This is a genomic window from Pseudomonas morbosilactucae, assembly GCF_023241665.1.
In the GTDB taxonomy this organism is placed as follows: domain Bacteria; phylum Pseudomonadota; class Gammaproteobacteria; order Pseudomonadales; family Pseudomonadaceae; genus Aquipseudomonas; species Aquipseudomonas morbosilactucae.
In genome coordinates, this window is record NZ_JALQCX010000018.1 from 45,332 (window position 1) to 60,181 (window position 14,850).

Consider the following 14,850-nt stretch of genomic DNA (forward strand, 5'->3'; position numbering starts at 1 on the left):
GCTCGATGAAACTACGTGGTCTGTACGCCATTACCGACAGCCAACTGTTGGCCGGCAAGTTTCTGCAGTATGTGGAGGCGGCGCTGGAAGGCGGCGTGACGCTGCTGCAATACCGCGACAAGAGCACGGACGAAGCCCGTCGCCTGCGAGAAGCCGAAGCGCTGCACACCCTGTGCGAACGCTACAAGACCCGCTTGATCATCAATGACGATGCAGAACTGGCAGCCCGTATCGGCGCCGGCGTGCACCTGGGCCAGACCGACGGCCCGCTGACACCCGCGCGAGCCCTGCTGGGCCGCACCGCCATCATCGGTTCCACGTGCCACGCGCAATTGTCCCTGGCCGAGCAGGCCGCCAAGGAAGGCGCCAGCTATGTCGCCTTCGGTCGCTTTTTCAATTCCAACACCAAGCCCGGAGCGCCGAGCGCCAGCCTTGAACTGCTGGACCAGGCCCGCGCCAGCCTGCACCTGCCGATCTGCGTGATTGGCGGCATCACCCTGGAAAACGCCGCGCCCCTGGTGGCCCATGGTGCCGACCTGCTGGCGGTGGTCCATGGTTTGTTCGGCGCCGAAAACGCCCAGGAAGTGACGCGCCGCGCCCGCGCCTTCAACGCCCTATTCAATAGCTGATGCCTGAGAGCCCGATCATGTCTCGTTCCGAAACCCTGTTTGCCAATGCCCAGAAACACATCCCCGGCGGCGTCAACTCGCCTGTGCGGGCGTTCAAGAGCGTTGGCGGCACGCCGTTGTTCTTCAAGCACGCCGAAGGCGCCTATGTCACCGATGAAGACGACAAGCGCTACGTCGACTACGTCGGTTCCTGGGGCCCGATGATCCTCGGCCACAGCCACCCTGACGTGCTGGACGCAGTACGCAAACAGCTGGAACACGGCCTGTCCTATGGCGCACCGACCGCCATGGAAACTGAAATGGCCGACCTGGTCTGCTCGATCGTGCCGTCCATGGAAATGGTACGCATGGTCAGCTCCGGCACCGAGGCCACCATGAGCGCCATTCGCCTGGCCCGCGGTTTCACTGGTCGCGACAGCATCATCAAATTCGAAGGCTGCTACCACGGCCACTCTGACAGCCTGCTGGTCAAAGCCGGCTCTGGCGCGCTGACCCAGGGCGTTCCCAGCTCCGCTGGGGTTCCTGCAGCGTTCGCCAAACACACCCTGACCCTGCCGTTCAACGACATCGATGCGGTGGAGAAGATGCTCGGTGAAGTCGGCCGGGAAGTGGCCTGCATCATCGTCGAGCCCGTGGCCGGCAACATGAACTGTGTGCCGCCCGCACCGGGCTTCCTCGACGGCCTGCGCCGCCTGTGCGACCAACATGGCGTGGTGCTGATTTTCGACGAAGTGATGACGGGTTTCCGCGTCGCCCTGGGTGGCGCCCAGGCCTACTACGGCGTGACCCCGGACCTGAGCACCTTCGGCAAGATCATCGGCGGCGGCATGCCGGTGGGCTGCTTCGGCGGCAAGCGCAAGATCATGGAGCACATCGCGCCACTGGGCCCGGTCTACCAGGCCGGCACCCTGTCGGGTAACCCGCTGGCCATGGCCGCTGGCCTGACCACCCTGCGCCTGATCAGTCGCCCAGGCTTCCACGACGAGTTGAGCGACTACACCAGCCGCCTGCTCGCCGGCCTGCAGGAACGCGCCGATGCCGCGGGCATTCCCTTCGTCACCACCCAGGCCGGGGGCATGTTCGGCCTGTACTTCAGCGGCGCCGACGACATCGTCACCTTCGACGATGTGATGGCCAGCGATGCCAACCTGTTCAAGCGCTTCTTCCACCTGATGCTCGAGGGCGGCGTGTACCTGGCGCCAAGCGCCTTTGAGGCGGGCTTCACCTCGATTGCCCATGGCGACGCCGAGCTGCAATTGACACTGGACGCTGCCGAGCGCGCGTTCGCCGCCCTGAAATAACGGCCTGGCCACTGGCGCCGGCCTTGGTCGGCGTCAGCTATAACCTTCTCATTCGAACTTTTTCTGCCCGAGCAGCGCCAAATCCCCGGAAAGCGGCGGATATAGCGCCCACGCAGCAGAAAAACGAGTAAAGACTTTGTAAGGTTGGCCCTGCTTATTTCATAATGCGCGCTTATTGGATCCCTCGATGGGTCCACGCGCCCTTCAGAGGTAAGTCGATTCCCATGAACCGCACCGGCCGCGCCCTTGCACTGGGCTGCCTGTTGCTCCTTCAGCCCCTGCTCGCGCACGCACAAGCAGGCGGCAACTCGTTGTTGATCCCAGCGATGGGCCGTTGCACCCTCAATACTCAGCCACAAGATCAGGCAGAGGCCTTGGCCGCCTGCCAGAAAGCGTCTGATGAAGGGGATGCACAAGCGCAATACGAGTTGGGCGAGTTCTACTACGAAGGCAAAACCACCGAGCGCGATCTCAATCAGGCCTTGGGCTATTTCGAGAAAGCGTCGCTGCAGGGTCACGCCCAGGCGCAGTTCAAGCTCGGCACCATGTTCTTCCACGGTGAAGGCGTGCCGGCCAATAACGTCCAGGCTTATATCGTGCTGAAGATGGCGGCGGTCAATGGTGCCGAAGACGCGCTGGATACGGCCGACGAGGTCGCCGAACACATGCAGCGTGATGAATTGGAAGTCGCTACCCAGGTACTGGGGCAGATCTTCCGCAAATACCTGATGGAGTTGCAGAGCGCCGATGGGCGTTCGCCCTTCTCACCCCTGCCTTAGATTGCAGCACCCCTGACGCCAAAGCCGGCAAGCCCACTCCTGCATCAAAGACCGGAGCGCGCCTGCCCTTGGCTGCCTATTTTTCAGGCATCGGCATCGGGAATGGCATGACGTTGCTCATGCCCCGGGCTTCGCTGATTTTCGGCGTACCCAGGCGCTCGACTTCATCAATGCGCACGATCGAATGCATCGGCACAAAACTGCGTACCACGCCTTCGAACTGGGCCTTGAGCTTCTCTTCGCTCGGGTCGACGACCACCTGCGTGCGCTCGCCGAAGACGAACTCTTCCACTTCCAGGAAACCCCACAGATCGCTTTGATAGATCTGCTTGGCGTACATTTCGAACACCTGGCCCTGGTTGAGAAAAATCACCTTGTAGATTGGAGCTTCACGTTTGGTCATGGTGGGCGGGTAACACATCGCGGGATATAAAAGAGGGCGCGAACTATAGCATAGCTACCCGATGCGCAACGCTAGGAACCTGCGGACATGGACTCTATAATGCGCGGTTCTTTGAATCACGTGATGACCCCGTCCATGGCCAAGAAGCTATATATCGAAACCCACGGTTGCCAGATGAACGAGTACGACAGCTCGCGCATGGTGGATCTGCTGGGTGAGCATCAGGCCCTGGAAGTGACTGCTCGCGCCGAAGATGCCGACGTCATTCTGCTCAATACCTGCTCCATCCGTGAGCGCGCCCAGGACCGGGTGTACTCCCAACTGGGCCGTTGGCGCGAGCTGAAGCTGGCCAACCCGGAAATGGTCATCGCCGTCGGTGGCTGCGTGGCCAGCCAGGAAGGCGCCGCCATCCGCGACCGGGCGCCCTACGTGGACGTGGTCTTTGGCCCACAAACCCTGCACCGCCTGCCGGAAATGATTGATGCCGCACGCGCCACCAAGCTGCCGCAAGTCGACGTCTCATTCCCGGAAATCGAAAAGTTCGACCACCTGCCCGAACCCCGTATCGACGGCCCCAGCGCCTACGTCTCGGTCATGGAAGGCTGCAGCAAGTACTGCACCTTCTGCGTGGTGCCCTACACCCGCGGTGAAGAGGTCAGCCGACCGTTCGATGACGTGATCGCCGAGATCATTCACCTGGCAGAAAACGGTGTCCGCGAGGTCACCTTGCTGGGGCAGAACGTCAACGGCTACCGCGGCCTGACCCACGACGGGCGCTTGGCGGACCTGGCGGAACTGATCCGCGTGGTCGCGGCCGTCGACGGCATCGAGCGTATTCGCTACACCACATCGCACCCGCTGGAGTTCTCCGACAGCCTGATCCAGGCCCACGCCGAAGTCCCGGAGCTGGTGAAACACCTGCACTTGCCGGTGCAGTCGGGCTCGGACCGGATTCTCGCGGCCATGAAACGCAACCACACCGTCCTGGAGTACAAATCCAAGTTGCGCAAACTGCGCGCGGCGGTGCCGGGCATCTGCATCAGTTCGGACTTTATCGTCGGCTTCCCGGGGGAAACCGAGAAAGACTTCCAGCAGACCATGAAACTGATCGAGGACGTGGGCATGGATTTCTCCTACTCCTTCGTCTACAGCCAGCGCCCGGGCACTCCGGCCGCCGACCTGGCGGACGACACACCGGAAGCGCTGAAGAAAGAGCGCCTCAATGCGCTGCAGCACCGCCTGAACCAGCAAGGTTTCGAAATCAGCCGACAAATGGTCGGCACCATCCAGCGCATCCTGGTCACGGATTACTCGAAGAAAGACCCGGGCGAACTGCAAGGGCGGACCGAGAACAACCGCATCGTCAACTTCCGTTGCGACACCCCAACCCTGATTGGCCAGTTCGCCGATGTGCATATCGACGCGGCGCAACCCCATTCCTTGCGTGGCTCGTTGCTGTTGCAGTGACCTGAAGGGGCCGGCGGGCTGACGATGGCGTCCATGAGAACGCCCGCTCCGGCCCGCTGGCGCAGACAGAAAATGCGCGGAAAGACATTGCTTCGTATAAGAGCTTTCGCACCCAGGCCACTGGCGTTATTCTTCAATTCACTTTCATTGCCGTCGGGCGGCTAATAAACGACCTTGAACGCACCCATAGAACCTCATCGTTTCATCCTCGAGCCCTTTGAGGCTCGCCGCTTCGCCAATCTGTGCGGGCAATTCGACGAGCATTTGCGCTTGATCGAACAGCGCCTGGCCATCGAAATCCGCAACCGCGGCAATCAATTCGAACTGATTGGCGACCCCAAACACACCACCTCCGCGGAAACCCTTCTGCGCCGTCTGTATCGGGAAACCAAAGCCACCGAGCTGTCGCCGGAGCTGGTGCACCTGTACCTGCAGGAATCCGCCGTGGAAGAACTGGAAAACCCCTCGGTGGCCGACGCCGCCGTCGCCTTGCGTACCAAAAAAGGCATGATTCGCCCCCGCGGCTTGAATCAGCAGCGCTACGTCAAGGAAATCCTCGGCAACGACATCAACTTCGGCATCGGCCCGGCCGGTACCGGCAAGACCTACCTGGCCGTGGCCTGCGCGGTGGATGCTTTGGAGCGCGAGCAGGTGCGACGCATCCTGCTGGTGCGCCCGGCGGTGGAAGCTGGCGAGAAACTCGGTTTCCTGCCCGGCGACCTGGCACAGAAGATCGACCCTTACCTGCGCCCGCTGTATGACGCGCTCTACGAGATGCTGGGCTTCGAGTACGTAGCCAAGCTCATCGAGCGCCAGGTGATCGAGATCGCCCCGCTGGCTTACATGCGCGGCCGCACCTTGAACAACAGCTTCATCATCCTCGACGAAAGCCAGAACACCACCGTCGAACAGATGAAGATGTTCCTGACCCGGATCGGCTTCGGCTCCACGGCGGTGATCACGGGTGACATCACCCAGGTCGACCTGCCCAAGGGCACCAAGTCCGGCCTGGCCCAGGTGATCAACGTACTCAAGGATGTGCCGGGCATCAGCTTCACCCACTTCATGCCCAAGGACGTGGTACGCCACCCGTTGGTGCAGCGCATCGTCGAAGCCTACGAGCGCTTCGAGCATCGTGCGGACGAAGAGGCAGCCCAGGCTGTTTCGGAACGAGGCAATCGCCGCGATGCTTGAGCTCGATCTGCAACTGGCCAGCGAACAGCCGGCCCCCAGCGAAGCCCAGTTCCGCCAATGGTGCGAACTGGCCCTGCGCCAGCGCAGCGCCGACTCCGAGCTGACCATCCGCCTGGTAGACGAGCCGGAAGGCCGCGAGCTCAACTACACCTGGCGCCAGAAAGACTACGCCACCAACGTGCTGTCCTTCCCGGCCGATGTGCCGGACGAGTTGCTGGACATCCCACTGCTTGGCGACCTGGTGATCTGCATCCCGGTGGTGGCGCGCGAGGCGGCGGAACAAGGCAAGGAACTCCAGGCCCATTGGGCCCATCTAGTCATTCACGGCTGCTTGCATCTGCTGGGTTACGACCATATAGATGACGACGAAGCCGAAGAAATGGAAGCACTGGAACGAACGTTGCTTGCAGAGTTGGGTCATCCGGACCCTTATGCAGACGACGAAACCTAAGAACACTCACCTGTAACAACCAAGGATTTAGAGTAATCGCTATGAGCGAAGATCGATCGAGCAACGGGCAAAAGTCATGGCTGGGCAAACTGACCCAGGCTTTTGCCCATGAGCCGAAAAACCGCCAGGAGCTTCTTGAGCTGCTGCGTGAAGCCCATCAGAACAAATTGCTGGACAGCGAGGCGCTGGCCATCGTCGAAGGCGCCATCCAGGTGGCTGACCTGCAAGTGCGCGACATCATGGTCCCGCGCTCGCAGATGATCAGCATCAAGGCGACCCAGACACCCCGGGAATTCCTTCCCGCCGTCATCGACTCCGCGCACTCGCGCTACCCGGTGATCGGCGAAAGCCACGACGACGTGATGGGCGTCCTCCTGGCCAAGGACCTGTTGCCGCTGATCCTCAAGGAGAACGGCGACAGCTTCAACGTCAAGGACCTGCTGCGGCCGGCGACCTTCGTGCCCGAGTCCAAGCGCCTGAACGTGCTGCTTCGTGAGTTCCGCGCCAACCACAACCACATGGCCATCGTCATCGACGAATACGGCGGCGTTGCCGGCCTGGTGACCATTGAAGACGTGCTGGAACAGATTGTCGGCGACATCGAAGACGAGCACGACGTCGAGGAAGACAGCTACATCAAGCCACTGCCCAGCGGCGACTTCCTGATCAAGGCCCTGACCCCGATCGAAAACTTCAACGAGTTCTTCGACAGCGAGTTTTCCGACGACGAGTTCGATACCGTTGGCGGGCTGGTGATGAGCGCGTTCGGGCATTTGCCCAAGCGCAATGAAATCACTGAAATCGGCGCCTACCGTTTCCGCATCCTCAATGCCGACAGCCGTCGAATTCACCTGCTGCGCCTGACGCCTATCTCTCGCTAAGGATCCACATGTCGCGCTTAACCCGCCCCGGCTGGCCCGGTAACCTGCTAGCCGTGGCGGCTGGCGCAATCACCACCCTGGCCCTGGCGCCCTACAACATCTGGCCCCTGGCCTTGTTGGCGGTGGGCTTCTTCTATGCCGGCCTGCGCGAGCTCACACCCCGCCAGGCGCTAGGTCGCGGCTGGTGTTTCGGTTTCGGCCTGTTCGGCGCGGGCACCAGTTGGATCTACGTCAGCATCCACACCTACGGCGGCGCCTCGGCGCTGCTGGCAGGTTTGCTGATGCTGGCGTTTATCGCCGCCATTGCCTGGTTCTTCGCCCTGCCCGCCTGGCTCTGGGCCCGCTGGTTGCGGCGCAACGAAGCGCCCCTGGCCGACGCCCTGGCGTTCGCCGCCCTGTGGGTCGGCCAAGAGGCATTCCGCGGCTGGTTCCTGACCGGGTTCCCCTGGCTGTACTCGGGCTACAGCCAGCTCGATGGCCCCCTGACCGGGCTCGCTCCGCTGGGCGGAATGTGGCTGATTTCCTTCTCCCTGGCCCTGACCGCAGCCCTGCTGTACAACCTGCCACGTCTATTCAAGGCCGGGCGTAAAGCCTTTATCGTCGCGGGCGCCCTGTTGCTCGCCGCTCCGTGGGTCATCGGCCTGGCCCTTAAAGGCCACGCCTGGACCAGCCCCTCAGGCGAGCCCCTGTCCGTTGCCGCCATCCAGGGCAACATCGAACAGAGCATGAAATGGGACCCGGCCCAGCTCAACGCACAACTGGCGCTGTACCGCGACATGAGCTTCAGCTCCAAGCGCGTGGACCTGCTGATCTGGCCTGAAACCGCGGTACCGGTGCTCAAGGAATCGGCGGAAGGCTACCTGAACATGATGGGCAACTTCGCTTCTGACCGGCATTCCGCGCTGATCACCGGCGTACCGATTCGCCAGGAAGTACGCCATGAAAAACGCTACTTCAACGGCATCACCGTGGTCGGCGAAGGCGACGGCACCTACCTCAAGCAAAAGCTGGTGCCCTTTGGCGAATACGTGCCTTTGCAGGACCTGCTACGGGGCCTGATCGACTTCTTCAACCTGCCCATGTCCGATTTCGCGCGGGGCCCAAGCGACCAGGCGCTGCTACAGGCCAAGGGCTATCAAATTGCGCCATTCATCTGCTACGAAGTGGTGTATCCGGAGTTCGCCGCCAGCCTGTCGGCACGCAGCGACCTGCTGCTGACCATCAGCAACGACACCTGGTTCGGTACATCCATCGGCCCTTTGCAGCACTTGCAGATGGCCCAGATGCGCGCCCTGGAAGCCGGTCGCTGGATGATCCGCGCCACCAACAACGGCGTGACCGGGCTGATCGATCCGTTCGGCAAAATCACTGTACAGATTCCACAGTTCGAACGCGGCATTCTCTACGGCGAAGTGGTGCCCATGCACAACCTCACGCCATACCTGCAATGGCGCTCCTGGCCGCTGATTATTCTCTGTGGCCTGCTATTTGGCTGGGCGCTGCTGGCTAGCCGGATGGCCAAGACCGTCTGAGGCAACGATCGGCAGGCCGGCACCTTGAGTTCAAGGTGCCGGCCTGCCTTAGATCCGCGTTAAAACATCAGCGATAGAACAATTTGTAGCCGACCTGGCCCACTGCCTCGTTCAGCAACTGACCACTCTGCCAGATCGCCTTGAACTCCGGCATCCAGCCGCCCATGGGCAACGCCTCATCCCCGCCTAAAAAGCCCACTGGCGCCGGCACCACAGTGAACCCAGCCTTCTCGAAACTCCAGACCGCACGGGGCATATGCCAGGCCTGGGTTACCACCACCACTCGCTTGACGCCTTGGGGCAGCAGCTCCTCGGCACTGAACTGAGCGTTCTCCCAGGTCGTACGGCTCCGGCCTTCCTGCCAGCGCACGCTGACGCCAAAGTCGTCCGCCAAGGATTGCGCCATCAATGCCGCCTCCGTGGGCGGGGTGCCGTAATGCAGGCCACCACTGGTCAACAACGGCAAGCCGGAAGCCTTGGCCAGGCGCGCCGCATAACGCTGGCGCTCAAGCCCAACCCCCGTCGGCTGATCGGAACCCCAGGCCGGGTCACCCCGCTCCCGACCCGACCCCAGTACCACAATGGCATCCGCGTGCTCGGCCAACGTCGCCCACTGGCTGCGCTGCAGCGGCGGCTCCTGCTCCAGCATCCCGCCCCCCCACTGCACCATCGCCGGCAAGCTCATCAACCAAAAGCCCCCGAACCCCAGGGCAAAGCACAGCCCTGCCAAGCGCGGTCGGGAACGCCGCAAGCACCAGGCAAGCAACAACAGCAGCAATAGAACACCGGGGGGTAAAAGCAGGGTCTTGATGAAGTAACGAAAGGGCATCGGGCATCTCCAAAGATGCCCGAAGCCTAAGTGGATAGAGACAATGCAACAACAGGAACCCGCAATTTTCCAAGCCCGATAGCGATCATCAACCTGATCATAAAGAACCCGGCCAGACGCCAGAATGGGCTGCGGGAAGGCATCAGACCTGCCGAGACCGGACCTTGACCGAGCCCCTTGTGGGCTGCCGGTCTTGCAACCAGATGATCTGCGCCGAACGGGGCGCCTCATGCTGCTTCAGGCTTTCCAGAACACTGGCCTGCGTCTCGCGCTGACTCCTGGCCAGATACACCCTGATCAACTCAAACTCGCCGCGACTCAGGCCACGCAATTCCAACTCAAGAGGACGCTCATCACGCAAGCGACTTGCCGCTTTTGCAGCATCCAGGGCCAGGGCCAGTCGATCTATCAGTCTTTCGTACAACTCGGGTTTTGTTACTTTTCGCTGTGACTCAGGCATCCGCTCACCTCACTGAAGACAAGACTCACTCCCCTTTTTCAGCTTAGTCGTGCAGATGAAAGCAACGGGGTGCCGCGACCAACGGCCCGCCCCGCGCAATCAGGGTTTCCCTCGGCGGAGCGCGGTCATGTATGCTACGGCGCTTCCTGTAACTCCACTTCCAGCTCGACTGGGCCTCGAAAACGCCGTCTCTGGCGTCATCACTGCCCAACCTTGCATTGAAGAGGATTAGGCCACCCCTATTCAGTTCATAAGTAGCCATGCACGAACAATATCAGCCCCGTGAAATCGAAGCCGCCGCCCAATCATTCTGGGATGAGCAAAAGTCCTTTGAAGTCAGCGAACAGCCAGGCAAGGAAACCTACTACTGCCTGTCGATGTTCCCTTACCCCAGCGGCAAGCTACACATGGGGCACGTGCGTAACTACACCATCGGCGACGTGATCTCTCGCTACCAGCGCATGCAAGGCAAGAACGTCCTGCAACCCATGGGTTGGGACGCCTTCGGCATGCCGGCGGAAAACGCAGCGATGAAGAACAACGTAGCGCCCGCCAAGTGGACCTACGAAAACATCGCCTACATGAAGTCCCAGCTGCGCAGCCTGGGCCTGGCGGTAGACTGGTCCCGCGAAGTGACCACCTGCAAGCCGGACTACTACCGCTGGGAGCAGTGGCTGTTCACCCGCCTGTTCGAGAAAGGCGTGATCTACCGCAAGAACGGCACCGTCAACTGGGACCCAGTGGACCAGACCGTACTGGCTAACGAGCAGGTGATCGACGGTCGCGGCTGGCGTTCCGGCGCGCTGATCGAAAAGCGCGAAATCCCGATGTACTACTTCAAGATCACCGCCTACGCGGATGAGCTGCTGGAGAGCCTCGACGAGTTGACGGGCTGGCCTGAACAGGTCAAGACCATGCAGCGCAACTGGATCGGCAAATCCCGCGGCATGGAAGTGCAGTTCCCCTACGACCAGGCCTCCATTGGCGAAGCCGGTGCGCTGAAAGTCTTCACCACCCGTCCGGACACCCTGATGGGCGCGACCTACGTCGCGGTGGCTGCCGAGCACCCGCTGGCCACCCTGGCCGCACAGAACAACCCAGAGTTGCAGGCATTTATCGCTGAATGCAAAGGCGGCAGCGTGGCGGAAGCCGACGTCGCCACCCAAGAGAAAAAAGGCCTGCCGACGTCGCTGTTCGTCGAGCACCCGCTGACCGGTGAAAAACTCCCGGTCTGGGTCGCCAACTACGTACTGATGCACTACGGCGACGGCGCGGTCATGGCGGTTCCAGCCCACGACGAACGCGACTTCGAATTCGCCATCAAATACAGCCTGCCGATCAAGTCCGTGGTACGCACCAGCGCTGGCGACGAGAACCCGGCACCTTGGCAAGACGCGTACAACGAACACGGCACGCTGATCAATTCCGGTGAGTTCGACGGCCTGGACTTCGCTGGCGCCTTCGACGCCATGGAAGTGGCCCTGCTGAAGAAAAACCTCGGCCAGTCACGCACCCAGTTCCGCCTGCGCGACTGGGGCATCAGCCGTCAGCGTTACTGGGGCTGCCCGATCCCGATCATCCACTGCGACAGCTGCGGCGATGTGCCGGTGCCGGAAGACCAATTGCCCGTCGTGCTGCCGGAAGATGTGGTGCCGGACGGCGCCGGTTCGCCCCTGGCACGCATGCCCGAGTTCTACGAGTGCAGTTGCCCGAAATGCGGCGCACCGGCCAAGCGTGAAACCGACACCATGGACACCTTCGTCGAATCGTCGTGGTACTACGCCCGCTACGCCTCGCCGCACTATGAAGGCGGCCTGGTGGAAAAATCGGCAGCCGACCATTGGCTGCCGGTGGACCAGTACATCGGCGGTATCGAACACGCCATCCTGCACCTGCTCTACGCGCGCTTCTTCCACAAGCTGATGCGTGACGAAGGCCTGGTGAGCTCAAACGAGCCATTCAAGAACCTGTTGACCCAAGGCATGGTGATCGCCGAGACCTACTACCGTCGTGAAGCCAACGGTGCCTACACCTGGTTCAACCCGGCGGACGTCGAACTCGAACGCGACAGCAAGGCCAAGGTCATCAGCGCCAAGCTGATCGCGGACGGCCTGCCGGTGGAAATCGGCGGCACCGAGAAGATGGCCAAGTCGAAGAACAACGGCGTCGACCCACAGTCGATGATTGACCAGTTCGGTGCTGACACCTGCCGCCTGTTCATGATGTTCGCCTCGCCACCTGACATGAGCGCCGAATGGTCGGACTCAGGCGTGGAAGGCTCGCACCGTTTCCTCAAGCGCGTCTGGCGTCTGGCTCAAGCTCATGTCACCCAGGGCCTGCCGGGCACACTGGACATCGCCGGCCTGAACGACGAGCAGAAAGCCATTCGCCGCTCGATCCACCAAGCTATCAAGCAGGCCAGCCACGACGTGGGCCAGAACCACAAATTCAACACCGCCATCGCCCAGGTGATGACGCTGATGAACGTGTTGGAAAAAGCCCCGCAAGGTACCGAGCAGGATCGCGCACTGGTTCAGGAAGGTCTGGAAACCGTGACCTTGCTGCTGGCGCCGATCACCCCGCACATCAGCCACGAGCTGTGGAATCGCCTGGGTCACGCCGACCCGGTGATCGACGCCGGCTGGCCGGTGCTGGATGAAAGCGCGCTGGTGCAGGACAGTCTGCAACTGGTGATTCAGGTCAACGGCAAGCTGCGCGGCCAGATCGACATGCCTGCCAGCGCCAGCCGTGAAGAAGTCGAAACCGCGGCACGCAGCAACGAAAACGTGCTGCGTTTCACCGAAGGCCTGACCATTCGCAAGGTCATTGTCGTACCCGGCAAACTGGTCAACATCGTCGCTAGCTAATTGGATCAGGCGGCCGATCCGGGATCGGGCGCCGAACAAAACCTCCGGGGCCGCCACGTCGGCCCACATGGTTTCAAGGGGAGCATTACATGATCAAACGTAACCTGCTGGTGATCGGCCTGGCCGTGATGCTGAGCGCGTGCGGCTTTCAACTGCGCGGCACCGGCAACTCTGATCTGACGATCAAGGAACTCGACCTCAAGGCGCGTGACACCTACGGCGCCACCGTGACTCAACTGCGCCAGGCCCTACAAAACAGCGGTGTCAGCGTCCACTCCGGCGCGCCCTACACGCTGTCGCTGGTCAGCGAGCAAGAGTCTCGACGCAGCCTGAGCTACACCAGTGGCGGCCGCTCTGCCGAGTATGAGTTGAGCAGCATCCTCACCTACCAGATCAGCACGCATGACAAACTGCTGCTGCTCCAAGACAAACTGCAAGTGCAGAAAGTCTATCTCCACGACGGTAACAACCTCACCGGCTCCGACCAGGAATCGGCGGAAACTCGCAAGGAAATGCGTCGTGACCTAGTGCAACGGATGATCCTGCGCCTGCAACTGCTGACCCCGCAACAACTGGAAGAAATGCAGCAAGTTGCCCAAGCCAAAGCCAAAGCTGAAGCCGATGCATTGGAAGCAGCACAGAAGGCTGAAGCGGAAACCCCGCAACAGTCGCCTATGCAACTGCCGAATCAGTAAGCCGTGTGGGGCGCCCAGGCGCCCCGCTCGCAAACTTCTATGAAACTCGCCCCCGCCCAAATCAGCAAACACCTGCAAGGTAACCTCGCGCCGGTCTACGTGATCAGCGGCGACGACCCGTTGCTGTGTCAGGAAGCCGCCGACGCCATCCGCACTGCCGCTCGCCAGCAGGGCTTTGACGAACGCCAGGTGTTCAGCGCCGACGCCAGTTTCGACTGGGGCACGCTGCTGCAAGCCGGCGCCAGCATGTCGCTGTTCGCCGAAAAGCGCCTGCTGGAACTGCGCCTGCCGTCCGGCAAACCCGGGGACAAGGGCGCTGCGGCGCTGATCGAATACTGTTCACGCCCCGCCGAAGACACCTTGCTGCTGATCAGTCTGCCCAAGCTCGACGGCAGCGCGCAAAAGACCAAATGGGGCAAGGCCCTGGTCGAGGGCGCGCAAACCCAGTTCGTGCAGATCTGGCCGGTGGACGCCAACCAACTGCCGCAGTGGATTCGCCAACGCCTGTCCCAGGCCGGACTCTCGGCCAGCCAGGACGCGGTGGAACTGATTGCAGCCCGGGTCGAAGGCAACCTGCTGGCCGCCGCCCAGGAAATCGAAAAGCTCAAGTTGATGGCCGAGGGTGGCCAGATCACCGTCGAGACGGTGCAGGGCGCCGTGGCCGACAGTGCGCGCTTCGATGTCTTCGGCCTGGTGGACGCAATCCTCAATGGCGAGGCGGCCCATGCCCTGCGCATGCTCGAAGGCTTGCGCGGTGAGGGTGTCGAACCGCCAGTGATTCTCTGGGCCCTGTCTCGGGAATTGCGCCTATTGGCCAACCTCTCGTTGCAATTCAGCCAGGGCGTGCCGCTGGACAAAGTGTTCAGCCAGGCCCGCCCACCCGTCTGGGACAAACGCAAACCCCTGATGAGCAAGGCTCTGCAGCGCTACTCGGCGCAGCGCTGGGGCCTGCTGCTGCTAGATGCCCAGCGTATTGATGCACAGATCAAGGGGCAGGCCGCAGGTTCGCCATGGAGCAGCCTGAGCCGCCTGTCGCTGTTGATGGCAGGCCAGCGCCTGGCCTTGCCAGCCGAGTAATCCCGACGCCCCCTTGCCACTGCTGACAGGCCCCAAAAGGGACTGGACAGCGACCGCAGTCTGGCCGATGATTTGCGCCGCACTCCCCTCCCCATAGAGAGATACCAGCATGAGCAAGCCATCCAAGCATGGCCCCAACAAGGCCAAATCCATCATTGCCCAGCCCTTGTTCCGCAGCCGCCAGGAACAACCGGCCAAAGGCAAAGGCAGCTACCGCCGCGAAGCCTTCCAGTCTAAAAGCTGGGAGGCTTCTTACTTTCTGGCCGCCTGAAGCCCAGAACCCCA

General features: G+C 61.7%; 15 protein-coding genes. 12 read left to right on the forward strand and 3 right to left on the reverse strand.

The genetic code is table 11. The features are described from left to right. The first annotated feature begins 5 nt into the window (after nucleotides 1-5). The 3 genes from thiE to M1B35_RS11260 all read left to right on the forward strand — a co-directional run bounded on the left by thiE (nucleotide 6) and on the right by M1B35_RS11260 (nucleotide 2,709). Nucleotides 6-629, forward strand: a complete 624-nt coding sequence (gene thiE, locus M1B35_RS11250; RefSeq protein WP_123334715.1) for a thiamine phosphate synthase — start codon at nucleotides 6-8, stop codon at nucleotides 627-629. A 17-nt stretch (nucleotides 630-646) separates the two neighbouring features. After that, nucleotides 647-1,930: a glutamate-1-semialdehyde 2,1-aminomutase gene (hemL, locus tag M1B35_RS11255; RefSeq protein ID WP_268261962.1), complete on the forward strand. Its 1,284-nt coding sequence runs from the start codon at nucleotides 647-649 to the stop codon at nucleotides 1,928-1,930. 224 nt (nucleotides 1,931-2,154) lie between these two features. Further along, nucleotides 2,155-2,709, forward strand: a complete 555-nt coding sequence (locus M1B35_RS11260; protein WP_268261963.1) for a tetratricopeptide repeat protein — start codon at nucleotides 2,155-2,157, stop codon at nucleotides 2,707-2,709. Nucleotides 2,710-2,785: 76 nt separating this feature from the next. Here the strand turns inward: M1B35_RS11260 and M1B35_RS11265 are convergent, their stop codons facing one another. Then, on the reverse strand, nucleotides 2,786-3,112 hold the full coding sequence (locus M1B35_RS11265) for a DUF1820 family protein (protein WP_020295297.1): 327 nt from the start codon (nucleotides 3,110-3,112) through the stop codon (nucleotides 2,786-2,788). A 135-nt stretch (nucleotides 3,113-3,247) separates the two neighbouring features. Here M1B35_RS11265 and miaB point away from each other — a divergent pair, with 135 nt between their 5' ends. The 5 genes from miaB to lnt all read left to right on the forward strand — a co-directional run bounded on the left by miaB (nucleotide 3,248) and on the right by lnt (nucleotide 8,637). Continuing rightward, nucleotides 3,248-4,579: a tRNA (N6-isopentenyl adenosine(37)-C2)-methylthiotransferase MiaB gene (gene miaB / locus M1B35_RS11270; RefSeq protein WP_185039337.1), complete on the forward strand. Its 1,332-nt coding sequence runs from the start codon at nucleotides 3,248-3,250 to the stop codon at nucleotides 4,577-4,579. Between the two features lie 174 nt (nucleotides 4,580-4,753). After that, the gene (locus tag M1B35_RS11275; RefSeq protein WP_123334707.1) at nucleotides 4,754-5,773 is read left to right on the forward strand and encodes a PhoH family protein; all 1,020 of its coding nucleotides are present in this window, start codon (nucleotides 4,754-4,756) and stop codon (nucleotides 5,771-5,773) included. Continuing rightward, the gene (ybeY, locus tag M1B35_RS11280; RefSeq protein WP_268261964.1) at nucleotides 5,766-6,224 is read left to right on the forward strand and encodes an rRNA maturation RNase YbeY; all 459 of its coding nucleotides are present in this window, start codon (nucleotides 5,766-5,768) and stop codon (nucleotides 6,222-6,224) included. Before M1B35_RS11275 ends, ybeY begins: the two co-directional genes overlap by 8 nt. 41 nt (nucleotides 6,225-6,265) lie before the next feature. Next, nucleotides 6,266-7,105, forward strand: a complete 840-nt coding sequence (locus M1B35_RS11285; RefSeq protein ID WP_123334703.1) for an HlyC/CorC family transporter — start codon at nucleotides 6,266-6,268, stop codon at nucleotides 7,103-7,105. An 8-nt stretch (nucleotides 7,106-7,113) separates the two neighbouring features. Continuing rightward, nucleotides 7,114-8,637 carry an apolipoprotein N-acyltransferase gene (gene lnt, locus M1B35_RS11290; protein WP_268261965.1) on the forward strand — a complete coding sequence of 508 codons (1,524 nt, stop codon included), beginning with the start codon at nucleotides 7,114-7,116 and terminating at the stop codon, nucleotides 8,635-8,637. A gap of 67 nt (nucleotides 8,638-8,704) precedes the next feature. On the opposite strand, the gene M1B35_RS11295 is transcribed toward lnt, so the two are convergent. Together M1B35_RS11295 and M1B35_RS11300 are read right to left on the reverse strand one after the other, a co-directional pair. Next, nucleotides 8,705-9,466, reverse strand: a complete 762-nt coding sequence (locus M1B35_RS11295; protein ID WP_268261966.1) for a YdcF family protein — start codon at nucleotides 9,464-9,466, stop codon at nucleotides 8,705-8,707. A 142-nt stretch (nucleotides 9,467-9,608) separates the two neighbouring features. Further along, entirely contained in the window at nucleotides 9,609-9,926 is a 318-nt protein-coding gene (locus tag M1B35_RS11300; protein ID WP_123334698.1) for a hypothetical protein, read from the reverse strand. 260 nt (nucleotides 9,927-10,186) lie between these two features. Between M1B35_RS11300 and leuS the strand changes: the two genes are divergently transcribed. From leuS to arfA, 4 genes are all read left to right on the forward strand, one after another. Continuing rightward, nucleotides 10,187-12,793 (forward strand): leucine--tRNA ligase, encoded by a 2,607-nt coding sequence (leuS, locus tag M1B35_RS11305; protein ID WP_123334696.1) that lies wholly within the window; start codon nucleotides 10,187-10,189, stop codon nucleotides 12,791-12,793. An 89-nt stretch (nucleotides 12,794-12,882) separates the two neighbouring features. Next, the gene (locus M1B35_RS11310) at nucleotides 12,883-13,488 is read left to right on the forward strand and encodes an LPS-assembly lipoprotein LptE (protein ID WP_123334694.1); all 606 of its coding nucleotides are present in this window, start codon (nucleotides 12,883-12,885) and stop codon (nucleotides 13,486-13,488) included. Nucleotides 13,489-13,527: 39 nt separating this feature from the next. Continuing rightward, on the forward strand, nucleotides 13,528-14,565 hold the full coding sequence (holA, locus tag M1B35_RS11315; RefSeq protein ID WP_123334692.1) for a DNA polymerase III subunit delta: 1,038 nt from the start codon (nucleotides 13,528-13,530) through the stop codon (nucleotides 14,563-14,565). Between the two features lie 109 nt (nucleotides 14,566-14,674). Beyond that, the gene (gene arfA, locus M1B35_RS11320) at nucleotides 14,675-14,836 is read left to right on the forward strand and encodes an alternative ribosome rescue factor ArfA (protein ID WP_020295286.1); all 162 of its coding nucleotides are present in this window, start codon (nucleotides 14,675-14,677) and stop codon (nucleotides 14,834-14,836) included. The last annotated feature ends 14 nt before the right edge of the window (nucleotides 14,837-14,850 follow it).

Excerpts from the sequence above, each read along its gene's own strand:
- thiE (WP_123334715.1), top strand. The coding sequence starts at position 6 with ATGAAACTACGTGGTCTGTACGCCATTACCGACAGCCAACTGTTGGCC.
- hemL (WP_268261962.1), top strand. The coding sequence starts at position 647 with ATGTCTCGTTCCGAAACCCTGTTTGCCAATGCCCAGAAACACATCCCC.
- M1B35_RS11260 (WP_268261963.1), top strand. The coding sequence starts at position 2,155 with ATGAACCGCACCGGCCGCGCCCTTGCACTGGGCTGCCTGTTGCTCCTT.
- M1B35_RS11265 (WP_020295297.1), bottom strand. The coding sequence starts at position 3,112 with ATGACCAAACGTGAAGCTCCAATCTACAAGGTGATTTTTCTCAACCAG.
- miaB (WP_185039337.1), top strand. The coding sequence starts at position 3,248 with ATGGCCAAGAAGCTATATATCGAAACCCACGGTTGCCAGATGAACGAG.
- ybeY (WP_268261964.1), top strand. The coding sequence starts at position 5,766 with ATGCTTGAGCTCGATCTGCAACTGGCCAGCGAACAGCCGGCCCCCAGC.
- M1B35_RS11285 (WP_123334703.1), top strand. The coding sequence starts at position 6,266 with ATGAGCGAAGATCGATCGAGCAACGGGCAAAAGTCATGGCTGGGCAAA.
- lnt (WP_268261965.1), top strand. The coding sequence starts at position 7,114 with ATGTCGCGCTTAACCCGCCCCGGCTGGCCCGGTAACCTGCTAGCCGTG.
- M1B35_RS11295 (WP_268261966.1), bottom strand. The coding sequence starts at position 9,466 with ATGCCCTTTCGTTACTTCATCAAGACCCTGCTTTTACCCCCCGGTGTT.
- M1B35_RS11300 (WP_123334698.1), bottom strand. The coding sequence starts at position 9,926 with ATGCCTGAGTCACAGCGAAAAGTAACAAAACCCGAGTTGTACGAAAGA.
- leuS (WP_123334696.1), top strand. The coding sequence starts at position 10,187 with ATGCACGAACAATATCAGCCCCGTGAAATCGAAGCCGCCGCCCAATCA.
- M1B35_RS11310 (WP_123334694.1), top strand. The coding sequence starts at position 12,883 with ATGATCAAACGTAACCTGCTGGTGATCGGCCTGGCCGTGATGCTGAGC.
- holA (WP_123334692.1), top strand. The coding sequence starts at position 13,528 with ATGAAACTCGCCCCCGCCCAAATCAGCAAACACCTGCAAGGTAACCTC.
- arfA (WP_020295286.1), top strand. The coding sequence starts at position 14,675 with ATGAGCAAGCCATCCAAGCATGGCCCCAACAAGGCCAAATCCATCATT.